This is a genomic window from Janthinobacterium sp. 78 (assembly GCF_003096775.1).
GTDB lineage: Bacteria > Pseudomonadota > Gammaproteobacteria > Burkholderiales > Burkholderiaceae_D > Janthinobacterium > Janthinobacterium tructae.
On record NZ_QENT01000001.1, the window covers coordinates 2,557,960 to 2,582,318 of the forward strand.

Sequence of the window (24,359 nt, forward strand, 5' to 3'; positions counted from 1 at the left end):
CTGGAATGGACATCCGTGGATATAATTGTTATTGTGAAAGTATAAACATGGCAACCCCGTGCTTTCCCCTCATTCATTGACTGGACGCTACATGGGCAGATTGCAAGGACACATATCATTATTGCTGGCGGGCGCGCTGGGCGCGGCCATGCCCGCCCTGGCGGAACCGCTGACATTCAGCGAAGCGCTGCAGCAAGCGGCCAAGGCTTCGGGCGCCGTGCAGGGCGCCGCGCTCGACGTGCGCGCAAAAACACTGAAGGCGGAAGCCTTGTCGAATATCGATGGCCCGTCGGTGGACTTGACGGCGTTTCGCGGCCGCTTGTCGACCGATTTGAGTATCGATACGAGCGGCCTGGCCGGCGTGGTGGGCGGCATCGAATCGGTGTTGCCGCCGATTCCCGGCTTGCCCACGCCCCACATTCCCAATTCCCTGAACCGTGAAGTGGTGACGGACCTGACCTCGTTCGGTTTGTTGGGCATGTGGCCCATCTACACGGGCGGACGCCTCGATGCCGTCAAGGGCCTCGCTTCCAGCCGGACCCTGGCCGCACAGGCCGAGCACACAGAAGCGGAAGAACAGCTGGCCACCCTGGTGGCGCAGCGCTATTTCCAATTGTTGCTGGCCAAGCGGGTGGTGGCCGTGCGGGCCGAAGTGACGGCCGGCGTGACGCAGCACCAGCGCGACGCGGCCAAGCTGGAAAAGGGCGGCCTGATTTCGCGCGCGGAACGCCTGCGCGCCGACGTGGCCCTGGACAGCGCCCGCAGCGAGGAAGCGCAGGCGCGCAGCGATGAGGAAATCGCGCAGGTGGCGCTCGACCGCTTGCTTGCCGTCAACTCGCAAGTGCTGCCCAGCACGCCGCTGTTCGTCAACAGCTTGCCGGTTGGCACTTTGCAATCGTTCATCAGCACGGGCATGCGCGAAAATGCGAACTGGAAAAAGATCGACAGCAAGCGCGTGCAGGCCGAGCAAGCCTTGAAGCTGCATGGCAAGGAATACGCGCCCACCGTGTTTGCCATCGGTAACTACAATTTGAATCGCGGCAGCGAAAAGCTCGTGCGCTCGAACTGGGCCATCGGCCTGGTCGTGTCCGTGCCACTCGTGCACCGCATCAATACGGGCAAGATGATCGCCGCCGCCAAGCTCGACCAGGAGAGGGTGGAAGTGGTGGCGCGCCAGGCCGAGCGCGACATTCCTACCCTGATCGAAAAGAACTGGCGCGCGCTGGAAAATGCCCGTATCCAGTATCTGTCCACGGCCTCGTCGGTGGAGCTGGCGCGCGAAAATATCCGCTTGCAAACAGTCGCTTTCCAGCAAGGGCAGGTGACGTCGCTGGAAGTGGTCGATGCGCGCCTGAACCTGGCCAAGGTCGAGACCCAGCGCGCGCAGACCGCCTATCACTATGTGATGGGGCTGGCGCAATTGCTGGAAGCGACGGGCGAGACGCAACGCCTGGGCAGCCTGGCCGCCGCGGCCGATATCCAATTACCTGTGGACAAATAATAATGAGTACCTCCAAAAAACCATTGGCCATCGTCGCCGGCATCGTTATCCTGGGGTTCGTCGGCTGGGGCTTGTACCAGGCGTTCCAGCCGCAGCGCCTGCCTTTGCAGGGACAGATGGATGCGCAGGAAGTCAATGTCTCGTCGAAAGTGCCGGGCAGGGTGGGCGAGCTGTACGTCAAGCTGGGCCAGACGGTGCCGAAAGGTGAGCTGCTGTTTCAGCTGACGAGCCCGGAAGTGGACGCGAAGATCGCGCAAGCGACGGCCGCCACGCAGGCAGCCGATGCCGTGGCGCAAAAGGCGCAAGCGGGCGCACGTCCGGAAGAAGTCGCGGCCGCCAAAGCCAACTGGGAACGGGCGCAAACGGGGGCCACCATCGCCAAGACCACGTACACGCGCGTCAACAATATGTTCGAGCAAGGCGTGATTGCCCAGCAGAAACGTGACGAGGCGCAAGCGCAATCGCGCGCCGCCGACCAGCTGGCGCAGGCGGCCCGCGCGCAATATGACATGGCGCAAAAGGGCGCCCGCCCGGAAGACAAGACGGCCGCCGCCGCGCAGGCGCGCCAGGTGGGCGCCGTGCTGACGGAAGCGCAGATCGCCCTGGCGGAAACGAAGATCGCTGCGCCGGTGGCGGGCCAGGTCAGCAAGATCCAGATACAGCCCGGCGAACTGGCGCCGCAAGGTTTCCCCGTGATTACTTTGGTGAACCTTGATGACGCCTGGGCCGTGCTGCAGGTGCGCGAAGATGAAATGGCCGCGTTTGGCATGGGCAGCACGCATACGGCCAACGTGCCGGCGCTGAAACAGCAAGTGAGCTTCAAGGTCAGCTCGGTGGCCGTGCTGCCCGATTTTGCCACGTGGCGCGCGGCCCGTCCGGGCGGCACGGACTTGCGCACGTTTGAAATCCGCTTGCGTCCCGCCATCAAGGTCGATGGCTTGCGTCCGGGCATGTCAGTCGTGTTTCCACCGCTCTGATAGCCGATGAGCGAGATTGACAAAGAGCAGCCGGCGGCGCTGGCGCGCGAGTGGTGGCGGCTGCGCGGCGACTTTTGGGACTTCGGCATGCTCAGCTGGATTCCCGTCGTGCTGTGCGGCATGTTGTGGCTGGTGTTTTCCGCCGGCATCGCGCGCGACTTGCCTATCGTCGTCATCGATAACGATAATTCTGCCTTGTCGCGCCAGTTGACGCGCTGGCTCGACGCCTCGCCTGGCATTGCCGTGGCGGCGAAAGTGGCGTCCAGCGACGAAGCCCTGCATCGCTTGCGCGAACGCACGGCGTTTGGCTATCTGGTCATTCCCGGCGATTTCGAACAGAAGCTGCTGGGCGGCCGCCAAGCCACCGTGCAATGGCTGTACAACGCGCAATTTTCCTCGCACGCGGGCGCCTTGCTACGCGACGTGCGCACGGTCAGCACGACCTTGTCGGCCGGCATCGAGATGACGGCACGGGTGAAAAAGGGCATGTCGGGTGTGCAGGCGGCCGCCCAGTTCGAACCGATCCGCACGACACTGAACAGTCTATACAATGAAAACACCAGCTATGAAGCGTTTTTGACCCTGGCCCTGATGCCGGCCATGCTGCAGATTTTCATCGTCGTCGCCGTCGTCACGAGCATCGGGCGTGAGTTGCGCGACGGCACGGTGCCGCAATGGCTGGCCTCGGCCCATGGCAGCTGGCTGCGCGCCGTCGGCGCCAAGCTGCTGTTCCCCGTCATCGCCTATTGCGCGCTGGCGCTGCTGTACTTGCTGTTCTTCAGCCTGGTGCGGGACTGGGCCGTGGCGGGCAGCTTGCCCGCCTTGCTGATGAGTATGCTGCTGCTGGTGCTTGCTTACTGTGGCCTGGCTACCTTGCTGATCGCCGCCACCCTGTCGCTGCGCCTGGCCCTGTCGGGCGCGGCCTTCATCACGGCGCCGGCCTTCGCGTTTGCGGGCCAGGCCTTTCCCTTGATGGCCATGCCGGCGCCGGCGCGCGCCTGGGCGGAAGCCTTGCCGCTCACGCATTATCTGCAACTACAAACGAAATACTGGCTGGCCGGCGCACCGTGGCGCTATGGCGTGCAGGAAATGCTGATACTGGCTGGCTTTGCCGTCGGCTGCGGCGCCGTGGGCGTCTTCCTGCTGGCGCGCCGCGCGAATACGCCTGCCGCCTGGGGACGCACATGATGTGGCAATCCTTCCTCGCCACCTGGCGCGCCATGCTGACGGACAAGGGCGCGCTGACCTTGCTGTTCATCGGCGGCATCATCTATTCCTTCTTCTATCCCTTGCCGTACTCGACGGAAATCGTCCAGCGCGTGCCCGTGGCGGTCGTCGACCAGGACCGCAGCGCCATGTCGCGCCAGCTGACGCGCTTCGCCATGGCCCATCCTTCATTGCAAGTCGTGGCCGTCACGCCGGACTTGCCGGTCGCGCAGGATTTATTGTGGCGCGACGAGGTCATGGGCGTCTTGATCCTGCCCGAGGGCTTGCAGACGGACGTGCTGGCCGGCCGCGCCGCCCATGCGCAAGTGGCGGGCAATGGCTTGTATTTGATGCTCAACAAGGTGGCCTTGAACGGCCTGGCCGAAGTGGTGGGCACCGTGTCGGCCGGTATCGAGCTCAAGCGTTTGGGCGCGGGCACGCCGTCCAGCGTGCAGGCCAGCCAGCAGCGTTCGCCCATTGCGTTTGACGCCGTGCCCCTGTTTAACGTCAAGGAAGGCTATGGCGCGTATGTCGTGCCGGGCGTGGCGACCTTGATCGTGCAGCAGACCTTGCTGATCGGCATGACCATGCTGTTCGGCACCTGGTATCAGCGCAAGAGCTTTCCCCTGGCGGGCAAGCGCACCGCTGGCGGCTATGCGGGCATGCTGCTGGCGTTTGCCTGCGTGGCATTTCTCAACTGCTGCTATTTCTTCGGTTTCGTCTTCTGGTTCCAGGATTACCCCCGTGGCGGCAACTTTGGCGGCATGCTCTTGCTGCTTGTGCTGTTCTCGCTGGCGGAAGCGGCCTTCGGCATGCTGCTGGGCATGCTGTTCCGCACGCGCGAACGGGGCACGCAGCTGATGATCGCCACCTCGATGCCGGTGCTGTTCCTGGCGGGCCTGACCTGGCCCGTGTCGTCCATGCCCGTCGTGCTGCAATGGCTGCGCTGGCTGCTGCCATCGACGGCCGGCATCCAGGGCTTTGTCGCACTGAACCAGATGGGCGCCTCGCTGTATGAAATCCGCCATGAAGTGGCAGGCTTGCTGGCCTTGCTTCTAGCGTGCGTGGCGCTGGGCTGGTGGCGCTGGCGCAAGCTGGAAGAAACGGTTGTTGATTTGAACAAGGCGTAGTGGGAACGATATGCAATAATTTCGTTTCCCTCACGTTGCCTGTACATTATGTCCGCCTTTAACTTGTTCCAGCGTCTTTCTCAAGCCCCCACCAAGCCCAAGGTGGCCCCCGTTGCGCGGCAGTTCGACGTGGCGGACCTGTACCAGGGCCCCATTGCGCTGGGAACAGAAGGCGAGGCGCAAGCGCGGCCTTTCGATGAGAAGCTGCGCCAGGCGTATTTCTGGATCGTCAATCACGCCATCATCAGCCCCCATTACGATATCGAATACAACGATGGCCCGTCGCAGACCTACTCCGTGGGCGACAGCCGCCGCACCCTGAATCTGCCGTCGGCGCAAAGCTATTCGAGTTTCATCTTGCTGCCGCTGCTGACGTTCGCCACGCGCCGCAAATGCCTGTTCGTCGGCGGGCCGGGGCGGGGCAAGACGGCCAGCGCGCTGCTGATGGGCGTGCTGGCCGGTTCCACCGTCAAGGAGGTGAAACGCGCCATGCAGCATGGTCACCCGCAAATGACGGTGGCCGATTTGCTCGGCAATCCGCTGCCGGCGGACCTGGTCAACGCGCAAAGCATGGACGATATCCGCATCGCCTGGCGTGCCTGGCTGGGCATGCGCGTGAAAATCGTCGATGAATACAACCGCATTCCCACGCGCACGCAAAGCGCGCTGCTGACCGTCATGGGCGACAATTACGCGGAAGTGCTGAACCACATTTACGAATGTCCGGAAGCGGCCTGGTATCTGACGGCCAACGACGATCAGGGCGGCGGCACCTACCAGGTGATCGAAGCGCTGCGCGACCGGGTCGACGTGACAGTGCAGGCGCTGGCCTTCAACCCGCGCTTTTTGAATGAGCTGCTGCTGCGCGTGGAAGAAAACGTGCGCCCCGAAGAGCTGGTGCCGCCCGATATCATCTTCACGGAAGGCGAGGTCGATCAAATAGGCGTAGCGATCCGCCAGGTGGGCATACCGGACGCCGTGCGCCGGCGCCTGGAATTTTTCGCCAGCCAGTTCGAGCTGTTCGAGACGGCCGGTGGCCAGTTCGAATACATGACCAAGGATACGGCCCGCCTGGCCGGTGCCGACCGGGGCGCCGCGCAGGCGGCCGACAATGGGCGCGACCGTTTGAAGGATCTCGGCTGCCAGACCTTGAATGGCATCTCAGTGCGCACCCTGATGGCGCTGATGATCTATGCCAAGGCCATGGCGTATTTTCGCGGTAACGGTGAAGTGGAGCTGGAAGACTTGCGCCAGGTGCTGCCCTTCGTCCTGCATAACAAGCTGCAGCCGGACCCGGACGCGCCATTCTTCGCGTTGCCGGAAAACGCCGCCTACCGTAGCGACAGACTGGGTTGGCTGCGCCGTTTGTTCGATTTGTCCAACGATGAATTCAACCGCCTGGACCTGGACCGCGACGATCCTGTCGGCGTGCTGTCGGCCGAATTCGACCTGGGTCTCGATGGCGTCAGCGAGCGCGAAACCCTGGCGCGCCTGAACCGCATCGAAAAGCTGATCGGCGAACGCACGAAGGGCAGAAAACTGTATGGCCCCCTGTACGACGATTTGCTGAAGCTCAAATACCTGCATCAGCGCTATACGAATTACCGCAACTGGCTGCGTTCGCAATGAGTGTGCTGCATTGTCAAGGCTTCCTGGAAGCGCTGGCGCTACTCAATAGTGAAGCGAGCGACCTGTGTGCGAGCTACGAGTTGCAGCGCCTGCCCGATGCGCCGGACCTTGCCACGGCGCTGGGCTTGCGCGTCGAGCATTACGCCTTGCACGTCATCGTACCGGCACGCGACTTGCCTGCCGCGCTGTGGCGCCTCCATGCGGCGCCGTGCGGGCGCGCGCACCTGGAACAGCTGTGCCAGCGCTGGTTTTTCTCGTCGCGGCACATGCAGGCGGCGCCGGCCGGGCGCTTGCGCGCGCAGCTGGTGGCCGCCTTCATCGAGTCGCTCGACGGCGCGCTCGGTGGATTTTCCCTGCACGCAGTGACGATGACGCCGCCCTCCGGTTTCTGGTATGCGATTCATTGGGACGAGATCGCGTTCGAACTGGGGGATGAACGCTATCTGCTGCACTTTTCGCACAGCGACTGACAGGCTGCGATGATTTCTCCTGCCTTTGCCTCGATACTCGCCAGCGGCCGCGCCCAGTTCAATGCGCGTGCTGTGGAAGCGCGCCGGCGCTTTCCCTCGCTCGACATGGCCGCCTTTGGCGCCTTTTTGCACGATGGAGTCGATCCGCTGGTGGTGGCCGTGGCCGCCGCTGCGCCTGAGCGGGTGGGCAGCGCGACCCTGGCCGCCTACGACATGGCCCTGGAGCTGGTGGGCCACGGCCTGGCCGGTCCGGCCGCGAAAAACCCTTTCGTCAATACCGTCTGGCGCGAACTTGCACCATCGTTTGCACCGCTGCTGGCGACGGCCCCCGTCGACGTGCTGGGCATGCTCAGTAATGCCGCCATCCACATCGCCTCCGTGGCCGGTGCGCGTCCCGCGCAGTGGCAGGGCGAGCTGGCTGCCCTGGCAGCGCAGATCGTCACGCTGGCGCAGCTGCGCGCCGTGGGCCAGGTGCTGGCCTGGCGCGCCGGCGTCGCGCATTTTCGCCAGGGCGCGCTGGCCGCCGCCGACACCTTGCCGCCCGCGCTGGCGCTGGCCGCCTTTGGCGAGCCCGGTGCGCAATGGCCGCAGGTGCGTGCGCAGTTGCTGGACTATCCCTGGCGCGGCAATGCGGACGGTCGGGAGTTCGGTTCCTTTACGGGCCTGGGCGGCGACTTCGCCACGCCGCCGCAAGTGCGCGCCACGGATGACGGTTTTATCGTGCGCAGCGGCGAACGCCATTATCTGCTGGTGGCCGATGCCTACGGCGCCGTGCTGCATGGCGCCACGGCGCAGGAGTATGAGCAGGCCAATACCGGCATGCCATCGTCCGTGCGCCTCGATGGCGCGACCGTGCATCTCGGCGCGCGCAGCATCGCGCTCGACCTGCCGGCCGGCGACATCGCGCTTGCCGCGAATGCGCATACGCTGGCCATCACGTCGCCGTGGACGCACGCGATCCGCCTGCTGCCGCTCGCATGAAGACGAGCGCCGACACCACCCTGATCGACGCCTGGCGCGCCGCCTGGCCCGAAGCGCTGGCCGTGTGGAGCAAATTTACGCGCCTGCGCGACCCGAATCTGTGCGCCAGCCGTATCGAGGCCAGCAAGCAGGGCTTGTCCGGCAGCTTCGCCATGATCCGTCTGCTGGACCAGAGCGTGGTGGTGGATTTGCCGCTGGTGACGGAACTGGGCCTGGACGACTATGCGTTGGAAATCCTCGCGCATGAAATCGGCCACCACATCCTCGCGCCGGGCAGCGCCAGCGACCAGTTCCGCCTGCTGGCGCGCATGCGCCGCGCCTTGCCGACGCTGGAGCAGCACGCGCCCATGGTGGCCAATCTGTACACGGACCTGTTCATCAACGACCGTTTGCAGCGCCAGGCGAATTTGCGCATGGCCGATATCTACCGCACGCTGCAGCAGGGGCGCACGGCGCAAGCTGACGCCAAGGACAAGGCCAGCGGCGGCGTATGGACCCTGTACATGCGCATCTATGAAAACCTGTGGCAGCTGGAAAAGGGCGAGCTGGGTGGCGCCAATGTGGATGAGCGCCTCGATACGGATGCCTGGCTGGGCGCGCGCCTGATCCGCGTCTACGCGAACGACTGGATGCTGGCGGCGGGCCGCTTCGCCACCTTGCTGCTGCCTTACCTGGTCGAGGATACGGATGCATTGAGCCCGAGTCGCTACCTGCTCGACACGCGCGACGCGGCCAGGGGCTGCCAGACGTATGGCGCGCAGCAGATCGAGGATGACGAGGAGGGCGGCGCCATCCATCCCGTGCACGACAAACGCATCTCGGGCCTCGATGGCGAGGAGCCGCAAGCGGCTGCACCGGCCAGATCGGGTGGCGGGCAACTGCGCGAACCGTTCGAGCTGGGCGACATTTTGAAGGCCTCGGGCGTGGACCTGAGCGACCATGAAATCGCCATCCGTTATTACCGCGAGCGGGCCTTGCCGCACCTGGTGGCGTTTCCCAGCCGCCCCGCGCCCGAGTCGCAGGAGCCGCAGATGGAAGGGCTGGAAGCGTGGGAAATCGGCGACCCGTTGGAAGACATCGACTGGCTGCAATCGGTGATGCAGTCGCCGCGCCCCGTGCCGGGCGTGACCACCGTGCGCCGCGTATATGGCCGCGAACCGGCGCGCGCCATCGACGCCGTGCCCGTCGACCTGGACATGTATGTGGATAGTTCCGGCTCCATGCCGAATCCGCAGGCGCACACCTCGTTCCTGACCCTGGCCGGCGCCGTCATCGCCTTGTCCGCCTTGCGCGCCGGCGCGAAAGTGCAAGTGACCCTGTGGAGCGGCAAGAACGAGGTGATGCAAACGCCCGGTTTCGTGCGCGATGAAGACATGATCCTGGGCGTGCTGACGGAATTCTTTGGCGGCGGCACGTGCTTTCCCATCCACCGCCTGCGCCAGACCTATGCGGGCAAGCGCGAACGGCCCGCGCACATTTTGATGATTTCCGACGATGGCATCACCACCATGTTCGACAACGATGAACTGGGCAACAGCGGCTGGGATATTTCCGCCAAGGCGCTGGCCCAGGGCGGCGCGGGCGGCACCATGGCCCTGAACCTGGAGCGCGACTGGGATGGCGCGGCGGCCAACAAGTGGCTGCAGCAAACCTATGACGATTTAAAGCGCGCACGCCGCGAGCAGGGCTGGGATATCCACGCCGTCGAGCGCTACGAGGACTTGCTGGACTTTGCGCGCGCGTTCAGCCGCAGGCATTATGTATAAATTACCCCAACGTCTAAACCTGGGGTCGGACCCTGAGGGTCCGACCCCGGCAGTTGCATTTTGGGGTTGGAATTTCAAAGCAAAAAGATGAATACTCCTGGCCCATTGCTCGAAACCCTGACCCACCGCCTGGCCGACACCCCCGTCGAGTTCCTCGCCGAACCCCGCATCGCCGGCGTCGCCAACGCGCAGGCGGTGGCGGTTGCCGCGCTGGTCAACGACATTTTGCTGCTGCATGGCGCACGTGCGCCGGCCGCGTCCCTGCAGGGTTTTATCGGCGCGCAAGTGAAGGCGGACCGCAACCGTCTGGCCCTGGCCATGATCTTGTGCTGGCTGTTGGCCGACGACTGGTTCATCGGCCAGCAGTTGCCGCAGCAGGATCTGCTGCAGGTGCTGGGCGAGGCGGCGCGCGAACTGGCAGCCGCCACGCCGGCCCACCAGTTCACGCAAGACCCGGAGCGGCGCGAGGAACTGGCGCGCATCGTGCTGGCGCGCCTGGGCTTTCGGCCGCGCGACGAAAGCGTGGCGCAGGCCACGGACAGATTGTCCGCCATCAGCGGCACGGAGCGCCGCCGCCTGCTCGAAGCGAGCCGCCTGGCCGAGCAGCGCGCGCGCGAAATCCGCGAGGCGCTGGCGAAAAAGGCGGCCGAGGAATCGGCCGACAAGTGGTCGCGCGAATGACGCTCGCTGGCAAACCTGACGTCAATCTGCCGGGCGGCGCCTGGGAATCGGACCGCGACTACTGTCCCACCCTGACGCTGGCGGGCGCGCGCATGCTGGAAAAACTGCGCGGCCATCCTTGCGCGCCCCAGTACCGCAACCGCAGCGGCAACAAGCTGCTGGCCGGGGAGGTTGAAGCGCTGCGCGCCTATGAGCAGGAAGTCATGCAGGCGATGATCGCCTGGAGCGCGGCTGCGCCGCCATCCTGGCTGCCCGATTTTCTCAAGGCGACTTATGCCACGGTGCCGTACTATCGCGCCTGCGGTTCGCCGCCAGCGCGTTTGCAGGACGTGGCGCCCATCAGCCGCGCCGAGCTGGCGCACGATATCGCCGCCTTCGTGCCCGACGAGGCGGATCTGGCGCGCATGATCAATTTCCAGACCACGGGCACCACGGGCCACCCGCTGCTGATCGCCTCGCACCCGCTGGTGGCGGGGCGCTACCTGGCCTTCCACAAGCGCGCGCTGCGCCGCTTCGGCGTGACCCTGCGCCATGGCGCGGGCCAGGTGGGCGTCATGCTGCTGGGGCACCAGCGCCGCTGCTTCACCTATGTCTCCGTCACGCCCACGATGGACGAATCGGGCCTGGCGAAGATCAATCTGCACCCGGACGACTGGCGTCAACCTGAAGACCGCGCGCGCTACCTGGACGCCATGGCGCCCGAGCTGATCGCGGGCGACCCCATCTCGTTTGCCGAGCTGTTATCCCTGCCCATGACGCACAAGCCGGCCGCGCTGCTGTCAGTCTCGATGATGCTGTTGCCCGGCATGCGCGCGCGCCTGGAACAGCGTTTCGGTTGTCCCGTGCTCGACATCTACTCGCTCAATGAAGTGGGACCGGTGGCCGTCTACGACGAGCAGGCGGGTGGCCACGTACTGCTGCTGCACCGCTTGTATGTGGAAATCCTCGATAGTGCGGGCCAGCCCGTGCCGGAGGGCGCACGCGGCGAAATCACGGTAACGGGCGGTTTTAACTTTTGCCTGCCCCTGCTGCGCTACCGCACGGGCGATTACGCCTCGCTGGTGCATGGCCCGCACGGTCCCGTGCTGGTGGGCCTGGCGGGCCGCAGCCCCTTGCGCTATCGCACGGTCAAGGGCGAGTGGATCAACAATATCGACATCACGCACGCCTTGAAGCCGCTGGCCATCGCCCTGTTCGGCGTGCACCAGCATGGCGATGGCAGCGTCTCGCTGCGCCTGGCGCCGGGCGCCATGCCGCAGGCTGACCGGGCGCGCACCTTGCTCGCGCCTTTTTTCGGCGCCATCACGGTCGAGACTTTGCTGGCGGAAGACAAGATCATTCAATACACCTCGGATTTGCGGGAAGCAGTGGCATGAACCTTTATAAACGCGGCCTCGTGGTGGGCAAATTCTGTCCGCTGCATCTGGGCCACGAACTGTTGATCAAGCGTGCGCAAGACGCTTGCGAAGAACTGCTGGTGGTCAGCTACACCAAGCCTGAATTTCCCGGCCTGGAGCCGGCGCGCCGGGAAACCTGGCTGCACGCGCAGTTCCCGCAGGCGCACATCGTCGTGCTCGACGATGCTCGCCTGGCCACCCTGTGCGCGGCGCGCGGCGTGCCTGCGCGTCCGCTGCCGCACAACGACGACGAGGGCGATGCGCATCGCCACTTCATGGGCTGGCTGTGCTGGACGGTGCTGGCGCTACCCGTCGATGCGGTGTTCAGCAGCGAGGACTACGGTCCCGGCTTTGCGCAGGTGCTGGCACGGCATTACGCGATGGGGGCGGTGGCGCACGTCAGCGTGGATCAGGCGAGAACGCTGGTGCCCGTGTCCGGAACGCGGGTAAGGCAAGACGCGCAGGCGCACAGCGCCTTCCTGTCGCCCGTCGTGCGCGCCGACTTCGTCACGCGGGTGTGCGTGCTGGGGGGCGAATCGAGCGGCAAGACCACCCTGGCCGCCGCGCTGGCAGCGCATTTCGATACCGGCTGGGTGGCCGAGTATGGCCGCGAGCTGTGGGAAAGCCAGGATGGCATTTTGCACTACGACGATCTGCTGAACATCGGCAGGGAACAGTTGCGCCGCGAAGCGCAAGCCGCCATGGCCGCGCAGCGCTGGCTGTTTTGCGACACGTCGCCCCTGACCACCTATTTTTACTGTGTCGAGATGTTCGGCAGGGCCGAGCAGGAACTGGCGCAGCTGGCCGAACATCGCTACGACCTGGTGCTGCTGTGCGCGCCCGACTTTCCCTTCATCCAGGATGGCACGCGCCGTGACGGCGATTTCCGCGCGCGCCAGCATGCGTGGTACCAGGTCGAGCTGGCGCGGCGGGGCATCTTCTATGTCAATATGTCCGGCACGATCGCAGACAGGGTCGGGCAAGTCGCGCAGTGGCTCGCGCGTAGGTCGGATTAGGCCCGAAGGGCCGTAATCCGACATCACCACATACGTCAACAATGTTGTCGGATTACGCGGCTGCGCCGCTAATCCGACCTACGTCGTAAAAGCAGCGTTCACGGCTTTCAGGATCTCATCGGAAAACGCTTCATCGTCGACGGCGCGCGCCAGCGCCACGGCGCCCACCATGGTCGACAGCATGACGATCGCGTCCTGGCGTGGGTTGCGCTTTTTCTGCCACGGAAAATGCGTCGCCAGCTTGCCGATGATGGATTTCAGGTGGAAGGTAAAGGCGGGACGCACGGCCGGCTGCTTGCGCGCGTCGCCGGCCAGGGCCGCCAGCAGGCAGCCATTGCCCGGCGCATCGCGGTGGGCCGCGCTTACATAGTCGCGCACATACTGGCGCATGGTTTCCGGGCTGAGGGTTGCCGCATCGAGCGCCGCGCGCGAGTGTTCCGAGCCGTGCAGGGTGCTTTCGGCCATCAGCGCTTCCTTCGAGGCGAAGTGGTTGTAGAAGGGGCCATGCGTCAGCCCCGTCGCCTGCATGATCTGTCCCACGCTGACGCCGTCAAAGCCTTGCTCACGGAATAGCCGTGCCGCTTCCCGCAGGATACGCTGGTGTTTTTCTGCCGTCTCGGCCGCTGGGTATCGCATGGTGTTCTCCGCTCATTGCACATTTCTGTTGACATCATACATGACGTACGTCATGTTTGCGACATTAAACATGATGATCATCATGTTTAATGTCGCATCGAAGCATGATCAGTATCATGCTTGCTGTCCCTGCATTTCAATTTGAGAATCCTAAAGGAATCATCATGAGTACAAGCAATATCCAAGGAACGGCCCTCGTCACTGGGGCATCGTCTGGCCTGGGCGCCGTGTATGCGGACCGCCTGGCCAGCCGTGGCTTTGATCTGATCCTGGTGGCGCGCCGGGTCGAGCGCCTGGGCGTGCTGGCCAAGTCGCTGGCGGAAAAGTATGGCGTGGCCGTGCGCGCCATGGCGGCCGATCTGTCTGCGCCGGCCGACCTGCAGCGCGTGGCCGATGAACTGGCCGGCAACCCGGCCATCACCATGCTGGTGAATAATGCGGGTGTCTCGACCCTGGGCGCCGTGGTGGACTCGCCGCGCGAGGGCATCGCCGCGATGGACGGGGTCAACGTGACGGCGCTGGCCCAGCTGACCTATGCCGTGCTGCCGCAATTCAAGCAGCGCAACAGTGGCACCATCATCAACATCGGTTCCGTGTTGTCCTTCCACATCCTGCCGGTCAGCACGATCTACAGCGCCACCAAGGGCTATGTGATGAATTTCACGCGGGGCTTGCAGCAGGAACTGGCCGGCACGGGCATCACGGTGCAACTGGTGCTACCCGCATCGACGGCGACGGAAATCTGGGAATTGAGCGGCGTGCCGCTGGCGCAGCTGGACCAGGCCACCATCATGCGCGCGGAAGACTGCGTCGATGCGGCCCTGGCGGGCCTGGACCAGGGCGAGCTGGTGACCTTGCCTTCCGTCGAAGACCAGGCGCTGTGGGAGCGCTTCGACGCGGCCCGCCTAGCGCTGTTCGCAGGCGCGATGCACGGCAAGCCGGCATCGCGCTACGGCCTCACTGGCTGACCGGCGGGCGGCCAGCGCCGCGCGCCGAAGCTACAGCGGCCGCACGGGAATGCAGATCTCGCAAGAGAATTCGCCGGTGGCCGGGTCCATTGCCGTGGCGGCGGAAAAGCGCTCGAAGCAGGGGCGCTCGTCCCACTGCAGGCCGCTGGCCGGCAGCCATTCGCGCGTCATGCGCGTCCACGTCTCGGCGATGGCGCTGGACGGCCCCTTGAACTGCGTTACCGCATAGCGCCCGCCGGGCAGGGTGGTGATGCTGGCCCGGCCGCCTGGCTGGAAGCCATCTGGCAAAGCGACGCAGGCGTCGTAGCGGCATTTGTCCGGCGGCGTGATGCTGGGATCGTCATGGCCGATGCCGTAGCAAATGGCGTCGTCCAGGCCGTGCGACTGCATCCACGGTGCGACGGTGTCGCGCCAGAAGGCGCTGATGGCGGGGCCGTAAGGGCCGATATGGCGCTGGCATGCCACGCTGGCGGGCGGCAGATCGAGGATGGTAACTTGCATGGGATGCTCTCTATAAAATGGATTGGAGTGCCCATGGTGCTGGAAGTTCGGTGCGTTTTCCTGATCCGCATTGCGCATGGCCTGATCCGGATTGCTATCTTGCCGGCGCTGGCGCATGGCCGTGAGCATGGCGGCGTTTTTCGCGGCGATGCCGGCGCGCCAGGCCGTCGGGGTACAGCCGAATTTCAGTTTGAAGGCGCGCGCAAACGCTTCGCCGGAACCGAAGCCCGTCGCCAGGGCAATGTCCAGTATCGCTTCGTCGGCGCGGCAGGCCAGCCGCAAGGCGGCCGTTTCCAGGCGCCGGCGGCGCGCATAGTCGCCCAGCGTTTCGCCCATCCAGGCAGCGAACACGCGGTGAAAGTGGAAGCGCGAAAAATGCGCGACGTCGGCCAGCTGCGCCAGGTCCAGCGGCGTGTCGAGGTGGCGGTCGATATGATCGAGCACGGCATTTATGCGCCGCGCATATTCGGCGCGGAACTGGCCGCGGAACTGGCCACGGAACTGGCAAGATAGCGGCTGCTCAGGGGGAATAGGAGGAGAAGACATGCCGCCGATTATGGCATGAAGTCCCCTCCGTGCGGTTTGCAACAGGGCCTCATGCCGCATTCAAGGCCGGTTCCAGCTCGTTGCGCCAGTCGTCGATTTATGCCGGCAGTGATACATAACCCGCTGGTCGGCTGCACAGCTCCAATAGCCAGGCGATCGAGCGATACGGGCGGCCCGTTTCGGACGAGAGTCCGATCTCGCAAGTGCGGTTGGTCGATACGCCGCAGGCGCAGCCGGTGGGCAGTTCCGCCTCGATCTTGCGCAGCGCGTGGCGGTTCAGTTCAGGCGCCGCGAAGCCCAGGTCGCCGCCGAAACCGCAGCAGCCCACGCTGGCCGGCTGCACGATCTGTTCGGCACAGGCGCTCATCACGGCCCGCAGTTTCTGGTCTGAACCGTTTTTCTGAACCGAGCAATTGATATGCAAGGCAATCGGGCCAGCCTGTTTGACCAGGCTGAGCTTGGGCAACAAGGCGTCATGCGCAAATTCATGGAAATCGGACACGCTCAGGCGCCCGGCCATGTGCTGTTGCAGGCGCAGGGCGCAGGCGCTGGCATCGGTGACGATGCGATAGCGTCCGTTTTCGGAGGCTTCGGCCAGCGCCGCTTCCAGCCGCCTGGCGCTGGCATCGGCTTGTTCCGTCATGCCCTTGCTGGCCAACATCTGGCCGCAGCACAGTTGTTCGACATCGCGCGGTAGCCGTGGCGCGTAGCCGGCGCGCTGCAGCAATGTCTGGATCACCTCGGGCAGCGGTGCTTCGCCGGCCTGATCCGGTCCAAAGATGCGGCTGGCGCAACTGGGGAAATACACCACCGGTTCGCCCGGGCCGGGAGCATGCTGCGTCACTTTGGCGGCCGCGCGCGGCATGCTGCGCCGCCAGGCGCCGCCCGATACCGTGGCCAGCGTTCGTTCGCCGACGATACTGGCGGCGCTATGCCCAAGCCGCAATCCCAGCCGCGCGAGCAGGGCGACGGCGCCGAAATGGTTGCCGCTCCAGCGCCCGATACGGCGCGCCGCGCCGCTGTGCCGGCGGCCGCGCAAATCGCGCACCAGGGCGCCGGTATCGATGCCGACCGGGCAGGCGCTGGCGCACAGGCTGCAACCGGCGCAGGTGCCCAGTCCCATGTACACGTAGTCCTCGGCCAGTTTGCCGGGCGCCTCGCCGGCCAGTTCACGCCGCGACATTTCGCGCCAGGCGATGATGCGCTGGCGCGGCGACAGTGTGAGCTGATGCGAGGGACACTTCGGCTCGCAAAAGCCGCACTCTATGCATTTGTCGACCAATGCCGATGCGGTCGGCAGCGGCTTGAGATGCTCCAGATGGGCTGTGGGATTGTCGTTGAGGATGACGCCGGGATTGAGCAAACCGGCGGGGTCGAAGCTTTGCTTGATGCGGTACATCAGGGCGGTCGCCTCGCGGCCCCATTCCAGCTCGACGAAAGGCGCCATATTGCGTCCGGTGCCATGTTCAGCCTTCAGCGAGCCCTGGTACTTGTTCACCACCAGGTCGCACAGTGCCTCCATCAGGCGGCGGTAGCGCTGCACTTCCTGTGCCTGGCCGAAATCCTGCGTGAACACGAAGTGCAAATTGCCCTCGAGCGCATGGCCGAAAATGACCGCCTCGTGGTATGCGTACTGGCGCAACAAGGCTTGCAAATCGAGCGTCGCGGCGGCCAGCGAATCGAGCGGGAAGGCGACATCTTCGATGATGACGGTGGTGCCTGTCGCGCGCATCGCCCCGACGCTGGGGAAGATGCCCTTGCGTACGTTCCAGTAGATGTCGCATTGCGCCGGGTCGCTCGAAAAGCGCGCCGGTGCTAGCGTGTCAAACGCTTGCAGCGCTGCGAGTGCCGCCGCCACGCCACGTTCCAGGGCCGCTTCGTCGCCACCGCGCACTTCGATCAGCAGGGCGGCCGCGCCGGCGTCCAGTTGCCGCAGCATCGGCGGCAGACCGGCCTTGTTCTCGACCGAGCGCAGCGCGGCGCGGTCGAGCAACTCCACCGCCGACACGGCCAGTGGCTTGAGCGCCAGCACGGCGGCGCAGGCGCCGGCGATGTCGGCGAAAAAAACCAGCGCGCTGGCCTTGTGCCGGTGTTCCGGCACGGTGTCGTAGGTGATGCTGGAAATGAAACCGAGCGTGCCTTCCGAGCCTATCATCAGATGGCACAGGATGTCGATCGGATCGTCAAAGTCGACCAGTGCGTTCAGGCTGTATCCGGTCGTGTTCTTGATCTTGTACTTGCGCCGGATCAGGGCCGCCAGCGCCAGGTTTGCGCGCGTTTCCCGGCCCAGTTGCGCCAGTGTCGACAGCAGTGCGCCGTGACTGGCTTGAAAGGCGGCGACGCTGAGCGGGTCGGCGCTGTCGAGGAGGGCGCCATCGGCCAGCATCACGCGCATCGCGCGCAGGGTGCGGTAACTGTTTTGCGAGGTGCCGCAGCACATGCCCGAGGCATTGTTGGCGGCGATGCCGCCGATCTTGCAGGTGGCGATCGAGGCCGGATCGGGGCCGATCTTGCGGCCCAGCGGCGCCAGGCGGCGATTCACTTCGGCGCCTATCATGCCCGGCCCCAGTCGCACGCTCAGCGCGCCGTCGTCCTGCGCATAGGTCGCGAAGCCGTCGCCCAGCAACACCAGGATGCCGTCGGTCACGGCTTGCCCGGACAGGCTGGTGCCGGCGGCGCGGAAGGTCAGGTGCATCTGATGCTGGCGCGCCACCTGCAGCACATGCGCCACGTCGGCCTCGTCGTCCACCACCACTACCACCTGGGGCAGCATGCGGTAGAAACTGGCGTCGCTGCCCCAGCTCAGGCGGCGCAGTTCATCGGTGATGACGCGCGCGTCCGGCAAGCGTGCGCGCAGCGCCGCGATCAAGGCCGGGTTCGGGGTGGTTGCTGCGGTGTTCGATCGGTTCATGCTGGCGTACTCCTGTTGATTATCTTCGGCAAGACAGAAGCCACTACCATCATGGCCTTGCCATGCTCATTGTTATCGCTGACATGCCAACGCTTCCGTCACGCAAGGGCGTTCAGGCCACCCGCTTGCAGCGCAGGGCCAGCAAATTGAGCCAGCGTTCCACGCCTTTCACATCGCTGCTGCACGATGCATAGTCGGTGACGGTGCGCGCCGCGCGTTCAAGCAGTTGAATGTCCGCCTCGTGCTGGCGCGCCACATGCGGGTCTTCGAGAAACAGCACGCGGCGGCATTGGCGGTTCAGGATCAGTTCGGCAATTTGCGCATCGCCGCCCAGGGGACCGCTGCGGAAAGGTCGCACCCAGTTGCGGCCTGCCACTTCTCCCTTGATCTTTTGCGCCAGCTGATTGAGCAAGCCGCCTGTGGTGCCCGTGGCGCAGCGCATCGCGAAGCTGTCCAGCAATGCGAAATGCCGCTCCGCCAAGGCCAGCATGCAGCCTTTCATCGCGTCGTGCGCAATCAGGGCGATGCTTTCATTGGCCAGGTCAAAGGTGGAATCGAGCGTCGCATCGGGCGCTGCGCCAACGGCCACCGCTTCCAGTTCGAGCCACTCCCTGGCGCCGGCCAGGGTCGACAGGAATGGTTTGCCATGAATGACGCATTGACGTTTCAAGGCCAGCGCTTCGGGAAAATTGGACGACGGGTCCAGCGGGTCCATCAGGTAAATCACTGCGTCCAGCGCCTTGGCCGGATCGCTCTCGACGACGCGCGACACGAGCATCATCAGGCCGCCTTCGCGGCCATAAGGAAAGCGCTCGATCGACGGGTAGTGCGGCAGCAAACCGTGGCTCAGGATCGCATCGAGGGTTCTGCCCACGACGACGAGTTGCGGCTGCAGGTGGTTTTCGATCGCCGCCTGCCCACCCTGGAGCAAGCGCACCAGGGCCGAGTCGGCGGCATCCTGATGCGCCCGGTTTGCAGCCAGACCGATTCTGTAGCGGGGACAATGCAAGGGCATGATGGTTCGGCTTTCAAGGCGGCGCTGCGGGTGGCCTCGCGTCCGGAACGGGCGCGAGGCCAATCTTTGTCACGGATCAGAGCGTGATGGCTGTTCCCAGTTGCTGGAGAAATTGCGCCAGCCATTGCGGATGCGCGGGCCATGCCGGCGCCGTGACGAAAGCGCCATCGGTGACTGCCTGGTCCACTGCAATGTCCGCATAGTCGCCACCGGCCAGGCGCACTTCCGGCGCACACGCGGGATACGCCGCAATGCGCTTTCCGCGGATGACATCGGCGGCGACCAGTACTTGCGCGCCATGACAGATGGCCGCGATCGGTTTGCCGGCCGCCGCGAATTGGCGCACGATCTCGATCACGCGCGGGTTCAGGCGCAGATATTCCGGTGCGCGACCGCCCGTGATCATCAGGGCGTCGTAGTTGTCCACCTCGACTTCGTCGAAGCTGGCATTGAGCACAAACAGATGCCCCGGCTTCTCGGTATAGGTCTGGTCGCCCTCGAAGTCGTGAATCGCGGTCTTGATCTTGTCGCCGCTCTTCTTGCCCGGGCAGACGGCATGCACCGTGTGGCCGACCATCTGCAATGCCTGGAACGGCACCATCATTTCATAATCTTCCGCAAAATCGCCGGTCAAAAACAAGATTTTTTTCGCTGCCATGTGTGTCTCCTGGTGAAAGTGCCTGCTCCACGCCGCGTCGGCCGTGCGTCGTCATCCGTCCTGCATGGCAAGACGGCCCTGTACGGCAGACGCGGGGGAGTAGTGGAATTAAGATTTATAGTTGTACAGCAGTGCCGCCAGAACGGCGCCCAGCAGCGGGCCGACGACCGGCACCCAGGCATAGCGCCAATCGCTGTCGCGCTTGCCCGGGATGGGCAGGATCGCGTGCATGATGCGCGGACCGAAGTCGCGCGCCGGACTCATCGCGTAACCGGTGGTGCCGCCGAGCGACACGCCGATGCCCAGTACCAGCAGGGCGACCGGCAAGGCACTCATGGCGCCCAGTCCGAAGCTCGGCGCCGCCATGTTCAACACGGCAAACACGAGAACGAAGGTGGCGATCATTTCGGAAGCGAGGCTGCCGAAGGTGCCACGGATCGCCGGGCCGGTGCAAAAGACCGCCAGTTTGGTGTCGCCATCGGAGGTGGCCTCGAAGTGCTTGTAGTAGATGACCCAGACCAGAAACGCTCCCATCATGCCGCCGAGCATCTGCATGGCGACATAGGCGGGGACATTTGCCCAGGGAAATTTCCCGACCACCGCCAGCGCCACGGTCACCACCGGATTGAGGTGGCCGCCGCTGGCGGTGGCGGTGCACAGCACGGCGACAAAGACCGCCATCGCCCAGCCGATGGCGATCACGATCAGGCCGCTGTTGTGGCCCTTGGTTTTTTGCAAGATGACGTTGGCGACTACGCCATTGCCCAGCAGGACGAGCAAGGTGGTACCGATGAATTCGGCGAATAAAGGATGCATGTGAAACTTCCAGTGAGGTGGTGGGGATGGGCTTGTGGTCGATCAGACCGCATCGGCCCAGGCTTTGCTGGCGTTGACCGCACGCTGCCATCCCTGTATGTGGCTCTTCACTGTGTTCGCGTCGAGCGCCGGCGTGAAACGGCGGTCCAGTTTCCATTGGTCCTGTATGTCGCTGACATCCTTCCAGTAGCCGACCGCCAGGCCGGCCAGATATGCCGCGCCCAGGGCCGTCGTTTCGGTGATTTGCGGGCGCACCACGTCCACGCCGAGCAGGTCCGACTGGAATTGCATCAACAAATCGTTGGCCACCGCGCCGCCGTCGACGCGCAATTCGGTGATCTTGCCGCCCAAGTCGGCTTCCATGGCCTTCAATACGTCCAGCGACTGGTAGGCGATGCTGTCGAGCGCAGCGCGCGCGATGTGGGCCGACGTGGTGCCGCGCGTCACGCCGAACAGCGTGCCGCGGGCACGCGGATTCCAATGCGGTGCGCCCAGGCCGGCGAAGGCCGGCACCAGATAGACGCCGTCGCCATGCGGCACCGAGCGTGCCAGTTCCTCGATTTCAGAGGCGCTCTTGATGATGCCGAGCCCGTCGCGCAGCCATTGCACGACCGCGCCGCCGATGAAAATGCTGCCTTCGAGCGCGTAGTTGACTTGCTCGCCGATCTGCCACGCGATCGTGGTGACGAGATTGTTCTTCGATTCGATCGGTTTGTCGCCCGTGTTCATCACCAGGAAGCAACCTGTGCCGTAGGTATTCTTGACCATGCCTGGCTTGGTGCACATCTGGCCGAACAGCGCCGCGTGCTGGTCGCCGGCGATACCGGCCAGCGGCACGGCGGAGGCGAACAAGGTGGTTTTGGTGGTGCCGTAGACGGCGGAAGAAGGATGCACTTCCGGCAGCATGCTGCGCGGGATATCCATCATGGCCAGCAACTCGTCGTCCCATTCCAGCGTGTGGATGTTGAACAGCATGGTGCGCGAGGCGTTGGTGACATCGGTGACGTGCAATCCCTGCTGCGAGAGATTCCAGACCAGCCAGCTGTCGACAGTGCCGAAGGCGAGCTTGCCCTGGTTGGCGCGTTCGCGCGCCCCTGGAACATTGTCGAGTATCCAGCGGATCTTGGTGGCGGAGAAATACGAATCGATCGGCAAGCCGGTTTTTTCCCGCACGATGGCTTCGAGGCCGCGGCCTTTCAGTTCATCGCAGAAATCGGCCGTGCGGCGGTCTTGCCAGACGATGGCGTTGTACACCGGGCGGCCCGTCTCGCGGTCCCAGACGATGGTCGTTTCGCGCTGGTTGGTGATGCCGATGGCGGCGATCGATGCGCCATTCAGTCCCGCGTGCGTGACGGCTTCGGCGGCGACGCCGGCCTGCGTCGACCAGATATCCTGCGGGTCATGTTCGACCCAACCCGGCTGCGGATATATTTGCGGAAATTCCTTTTGTGCCACCGAGACGATGTTGCCGGCCCGATCAAACAATACTGCGCGTGAGCTTGTCGTTCCCTGATCGAGCGCAAGAATGTATTGGTCCTGCATCGCCATTTTCTGCATGTCTTCTTCTCCGTCTATAGTTGATTTTTTTTGCCGGTCTTTGCCGCGCCGGTCACTCGGTAAAACTTTCATCTCGTGTCCAAGGAGATGGCCCAGGCAGGCAAACCTGCCTGGCTCTCAGGCTTGTTTTTTCAAGCGCTCATCTCAGGCATCGACATCTGTTTGATCCATTCCTCCAGACGCGCCACATGCCGCGGCTGGCAATACAAGCCGCATTTGGTTCTGCGCCAAAGGATGTCTTCGGCGCAGCGCGCCCATTCCACCTCAAACAGATAGCGCGCTTCCTGTTCGTACACGCCGGGCGTCAGTTCCTCGCCCAGATCCGTCATATTCTTTGCCGTGCCGAGCATGCGCCGGGCGCGGGTGCCGTAACAGCGCGCATAACGTTGCGCCAGCTTGCCCGGCAGCCATGGGTACTGGGCGTGCAGTTGTTGTGCGAAGCGCTCGAAGTCGATGTTCTCAACCAGCGCACCCGCTTGCTGCAAGTCGCCGCCCGGCAAGGGTGCCGAGGCGGTCCAGTCCGGCGCATCGCCGCCCAGGCGCGGCTGCAGCATGGCCAGCGCCTCTTCCGACAGTTTCCGGTAAGTGGTGATCTTGCCGCCCCAGATATTGAGGAAGGGGGCGGTGTTCGGGTCGCATTCGAGCAGGTAGTCGCGCGTCACCGCCGAGGCGTTTTGCGCGCTGTCGTCGAGCAGCGGTCGCACGCCGGAATAGGTCCAGACCACGTCGCTCGGTGCAATCTGTTTGGTGAAGTAACGGTTGGCCACCTCGCACAGGTAGCTCACTTCGCCGTCGCTGATCGTCACCTTGCCGGGCGCGCCGGTGTATTCCAGGTCGGTGGTGCCGATCAGGGTGAACTCGTCCTGATAGGGAATGGCGAAGATGATGCGTTTGTCCTGGTTCTGGAAAATATACGCGTAAGGATGGTCGAACAGGCGCGGCACGATGATGTGGCTGCCCTTGACCAGCCGCAGGCCGTGCGTATTGCTCACGCCCGAGGCGGCGTTGGCGAATTGCGCGGTCCAGGGGCCGGCGGCGTTGACGATGGCGCGCGCCTTCACCTCGATGCGGCCATGCTGCTCGCTCTCCAGCGTGGCATGCCAGCCCTGGCCTTCCTGGCGCACCGCCGCGCAGCGGGTGCGGGTCAGGATGTTGGCGCCGCGTTCGCTGGCGTCCAGCGCATTGAGCACCACAAGGCGCGCATCGTCCACCCAGCCGTCGGAGTAGACGAAGCCCTTGCCGAAATCGCCTTTCAGCGGGCCGCCCGCCACGTGCCGGCGCAGCGACACGCCTTGCGAGGCCGGCAGGAAAGCGCGTCGCGCCAGATGGTCATACAGGAACAGTCCGGCACGGATCATCCAGGCCGGCCGTTGTCCGGCATCGTGCGGCATGACGAAGCGCAGCGGCCACATGATGTGCGGTGCCGTGCGCAACAGCAATTCGCGTTCCTGCAAGGCCTTGCGCACCAGCTTGAATTCGTAATACTCAAGGTAACGCAGGCCGCCGTGTATCAGTTTGGTGCTGGCCGAGGACGTGTGCTGGGCCAGATCGTGCTGCTCGCACAGGATGACGCGCAAACCGCGGCCGGCCGCATCGCGCGCGATACCGACGCCGTTGATGCCGCCGCCGACGATTAAAAGATCACAGTCCTGTTGCGCTAGCTGCTTGATTGTCGATTGCATCATGATCCTGAAGGTGGTGATAGGCCGCTATGGGCTATAAAAAGTGCATGGTTTCAGGTGTTTCTCATCGCGCCACGCAGTCGCTGCCATGCGCCTGCCTGCCACTGCCGTGGGCACATCCGGGCGTTCATGCGAACAAGAAGAGAACTGCGCTGAAGTGAAGAATAACGCGCCTTTTTTTGTTTATTCTACGCACGTTCGAAAATTTAACAACATCTAATTCTTCTTTTTTGTTCGTTTCGATTCGTTTTCGCAACACGAGCATATCGACCATGAACAGCGGCGCATACGTCAGCTGCCCGCCACTTGCCATGG

Annotated in this window: 20 protein-coding genes; 12 read left to right on the top strand and 8 right to left on the bottom strand. The window is 64.3% G+C overall.

Features of this window, described 5'->3' with window-relative positions; all coding sequences use genetic code 11:
- Positions 1–91: 91 nt before the first annotated feature.
- The 11 genes from C8C92_RS11450 (at position 92) to C8C92_RS11500 (ending at position 12,754) form a co-directional block, all read left to right on the top strand.
- Complete coding sequence (locus tag C8C92_RS11450) at positions 92–1,501, top strand: TolC family protein (protein ID WP_243420177.1); 1,410 nt, start codon at positions 92–94, stop codon at positions 1,499–1,501.
- Positions 1,502–1,503: 2 nt separating this feature from the next.
- Positions 1,504–2,478, top strand: a complete 975-nt coding sequence (locus tag C8C92_RS11455) for an HlyD family secretion protein (RefSeq protein WP_116743946.1) — start codon at positions 1,504–1,506, stop codon at positions 2,476–2,478.
- Between the two features lie 6 nt (positions 2,479–2,484).
- Positions 2,485–3,666, top strand: coding sequence for an ABC transporter permease (locus tag C8C92_RS11460; protein ID WP_116743948.1), 1,182 nt, complete (start codon positions 2,485–2,487; stop codon positions 3,664–3,666).
- A complete protein-coding gene (locus C8C92_RS11465) occupies positions 3,663–4,814 on the top strand; it encodes an ABC transporter permease (protein WP_099759786.1) in 1,152 nt (383 codons plus the stop codon). Before C8C92_RS11460 ends, C8C92_RS11465 begins: the two co-directional genes overlap by 4 nt.
- Before the next feature lie 48 nt (positions 4,815–4,862).
- The gene (locus C8C92_RS11470; RefSeq protein WP_116743950.1) at positions 4,863–6,443 is read left to right on the top strand and encodes an AAA family ATPase; all 1,581 of its coding nucleotides are present in this window, start codon (positions 4,863–4,865) and stop codon (positions 6,441–6,443) included.
- Positions 6,440–6,913, top strand: a complete 474-nt coding sequence (locus C8C92_RS11475) for a hypothetical protein (RefSeq protein ID WP_116743952.1) — start codon at positions 6,440–6,442, stop codon at positions 6,911–6,913. Before C8C92_RS11470 ends, C8C92_RS11475 begins: the two co-directional genes overlap by 4 nt.
- Before the next feature lie 9 nt (positions 6,914–6,922).
- A complete protein-coding gene (locus C8C92_RS11480; protein WP_116743954.1) occupies positions 6,923–7,894 on the top strand; it encodes a hypothetical protein in 972 nt (323 codons plus the stop codon).
- Complete coding sequence (locus C8C92_RS11485; protein WP_116743956.1) at positions 7,891–9,660, top strand: VWA domain-containing protein; 1,770 nt, start codon at positions 7,891–7,893, stop codon at positions 9,658–9,660. The genes C8C92_RS11480 and C8C92_RS11485 overlap by 4 nt, the downstream gene beginning before the upstream one ends.
- 87 nt (positions 9,661–9,747) lie before the next feature.
- Positions 9,748–10,341: a hypothetical protein gene (locus tag C8C92_RS11490; RefSeq protein ID WP_099764189.1), complete on the top strand. Its 594-nt coding sequence runs from the start codon at positions 9,748–9,750 to the stop codon at positions 10,339–10,341.
- On the top strand, positions 10,338–11,717 hold the full coding sequence (locus C8C92_RS11495; RefSeq protein WP_116743958.1) for an AMP-binding protein: 1,380 nt from the start codon (positions 10,338–10,340) through the stop codon (positions 11,715–11,717). The genes C8C92_RS11490 and C8C92_RS11495 overlap by 4 nt, the downstream gene beginning before the upstream one ends.
- Positions 11,714–12,754, top strand: coding sequence for an AAA family ATPase (locus C8C92_RS11500; RefSeq protein ID WP_116743960.1), 1,041 nt, complete (start codon positions 11,714–11,716; stop codon positions 12,752–12,754). The genes C8C92_RS11495 and C8C92_RS11500 overlap by 4 nt, the downstream gene beginning before the upstream one ends.
- A gap of 78 nt (positions 12,755–12,832) precedes the next feature.
- Here the strand turns inward: C8C92_RS11500 and C8C92_RS11505 are convergent, their stop codons facing one another.
- Positions 12,833–13,390 carry a TetR/AcrR family transcriptional regulator gene (locus C8C92_RS11505; RefSeq protein ID WP_099759779.1) on the bottom strand — a complete coding sequence of 186 codons (558 nt, stop codon included), beginning with the start codon at positions 13,388–13,390 and terminating at the stop codon, positions 12,833–12,835.
- Between the two features lie 164 nt (positions 13,391–13,554).
- Between C8C92_RS11505 and C8C92_RS11510 the strand changes: the two genes are divergently transcribed.
- Positions 13,555–14,358: an SDR family oxidoreductase gene (locus C8C92_RS11510; RefSeq protein ID WP_116743962.1), complete on the top strand. Its 804-nt coding sequence runs from the start codon at positions 13,555–13,557 to the stop codon at positions 14,356–14,358.
- Between the two features lie 30 nt (positions 14,359–14,388).
- Here C8C92_RS11510 and C8C92_RS11515 read toward each other — a convergent pair whose 3' ends face one another.
- The 7 genes from C8C92_RS11515 to glpD form a co-directional block, all read right to left on the bottom strand.
- Positions 14,389–15,405 (bottom strand): GyrI-like domain-containing protein, encoded by a 1,017-nt coding sequence (locus C8C92_RS11515; RefSeq protein WP_116743964.1) that lies wholly within the window; start codon positions 15,403–15,405, stop codon positions 14,389–14,391.
- 97 nt (positions 15,406–15,502) lie between these two features.
- Entirely contained in the window at positions 15,503–18,316 is a 2,814-nt protein-coding gene (locus C8C92_RS11520; RefSeq protein WP_116743965.1) for an FAD-binding and (Fe-S)-binding domain-containing protein, read from the bottom strand.
- Between the two features lie 112 nt (positions 18,317–18,428).
- Complete coding sequence (locus C8C92_RS11525) at positions 18,429–19,331, bottom strand: methylglyoxal synthase (protein WP_099759775.1); 903 nt, start codon at positions 19,329–19,331, stop codon at positions 18,429–18,431.
- Positions 19,332–19,407: 76 nt separating this feature from the next.
- Entirely contained in the window at positions 19,408–19,989 is a 582-nt protein-coding gene (locus tag C8C92_RS11530) for a DJ-1/PfpI family protein (protein ID WP_116743967.1), read from the bottom strand.
- Between the two features lie 108 nt (positions 19,990–20,097).
- Positions 20,098–20,805, bottom strand: a complete 708-nt coding sequence (locus tag C8C92_RS11535; protein ID WP_099759773.1) for an MIP/aquaporin family protein — start codon at positions 20,803–20,805, stop codon at positions 20,098–20,100.
- A 42-nt stretch (positions 20,806–20,847) separates the two neighbouring features.
- A complete protein-coding gene (gene glpK / locus C8C92_RS11540; RefSeq protein ID WP_099764188.1) occupies positions 20,848–22,347 on the bottom strand; it encodes a glycerol kinase GlpK in 1,500 nt (499 codons plus the stop codon).
- Between the two features lie 146 nt (positions 22,348–22,493).
- Complete coding sequence (gene glpD / locus C8C92_RS11545; protein ID WP_099764187.1) at positions 22,494–24,044, bottom strand: glycerol-3-phosphate dehydrogenase; 1,551 nt, start codon at positions 24,042–24,044, stop codon at positions 22,494–22,496.
- Positions 24,045–24,359 lie beyond the last annotated feature (315 nt).

Bases quoted from the DNA above. Each gene is read 5' to 3' on its own strand.
- C8C92_RS11450 (WP_243420177.1), top strand. From the start codon at position 92: ATGGGCAGATTGCAAGGACACATATCATTATTGCTGGCGGGCGCGCTG.
- C8C92_RS11455 (WP_116743946.1), top strand. From the start codon at position 1,504: ATGAGTACCTCCAAAAAACCATTGGCCATCGTCGCCGGCATCGTTATC.
- C8C92_RS11460 (WP_116743948.1), top strand. From the start codon at position 2,485: ATGAGCGAGATTGACAAAGAGCAGCCGGCGGCGCTGGCGCGCGAGTGG.
- C8C92_RS11465 (WP_099759786.1), top strand. From the start codon at position 3,663: ATGATGTGGCAATCCTTCCTCGCCACCTGGCGCGCCATGCTGACGGAC.
- C8C92_RS11470 (WP_116743950.1), top strand. From the start codon at position 4,863: ATGTCCGCCTTTAACTTGTTCCAGCGTCTTTCTCAAGCCCCCACCAAG.
- C8C92_RS11475 (WP_116743952.1), top strand. From the start codon at position 6,440: ATGAGTGTGCTGCATTGTCAAGGCTTCCTGGAAGCGCTGGCGCTACTC.
- C8C92_RS11480 (WP_116743954.1), top strand. From the start codon at position 6,923: ATGATTTCTCCTGCCTTTGCCTCGATACTCGCCAGCGGCCGCGCCCAG.
- C8C92_RS11485 (WP_116743956.1), top strand. From the start codon at position 7,891: ATGAAGACGAGCGCCGACACCACCCTGATCGACGCCTGGCGCGCCGCC.
- C8C92_RS11490 (WP_099764189.1), top strand. From the start codon at position 9,748: ATGAATACTCCTGGCCCATTGCTCGAAACCCTGACCCACCGCCTGGCC.
- C8C92_RS11495 (WP_116743958.1), top strand. From the start codon at position 10,338: ATGACGCTCGCTGGCAAACCTGACGTCAATCTGCCGGGCGGCGCCTGG.
- C8C92_RS11500 (WP_116743960.1), top strand. From the start codon at position 11,714: ATGAACCTTTATAAACGCGGCCTCGTGGTGGGCAAATTCTGTCCGCTG.
- C8C92_RS11505 (WP_099759779.1), bottom strand. From the start codon at position 13,390: ATGCGATACCCAGCGGCCGAGACGGCAGAAAAACACCAGCGTATCCTG.
- C8C92_RS11510 (WP_116743962.1), top strand. From the start codon at position 13,555: ATGAGTACAAGCAATATCCAAGGAACGGCCCTCGTCACTGGGGCATCG.
- C8C92_RS11515 (WP_116743964.1), bottom strand. From the start codon at position 15,405: ATGTCTTCTCCTCCTATTCCCCCTGAGCAGCCGCTATCTTGCCAGTTC.
- C8C92_RS11520 (WP_116743965.1), bottom strand. From the start codon at position 18,316: ATGAACCGATCGAACACCGCAGCAACCACCCCGAACCCGGCCTTGATC.
- C8C92_RS11525 (WP_099759775.1), bottom strand. From the start codon at position 19,331: ATGCCCTTGCATTGTCCCCGCTACAGAATCGGTCTGGCTGCAAACCGG.
- C8C92_RS11530 (WP_116743967.1), bottom strand. From the start codon at position 19,989: ATGGCAGCGAAAAAAATCTTGTTTTTGACCGGCGATTTTGCGGAAGAT.
- C8C92_RS11535 (WP_099759773.1), bottom strand. From the start codon at position 20,805: ATGCATCCTTTATTCGCCGAATTCATCGGTACCACCTTGCTCGTCCTG.
- glpK (WP_099764188.1), bottom strand. From the start codon at position 22,347: ATGCAGGACCAATACATTCTTGCGCTCGATCAGGGAACGACAAGCTCA.
- glpD (WP_099764187.1), bottom strand. From the start codon at position 24,044: ATGCAATCGACAATCAAGCAGCTAGCGCAACAGGACTGTGATCTTTTA.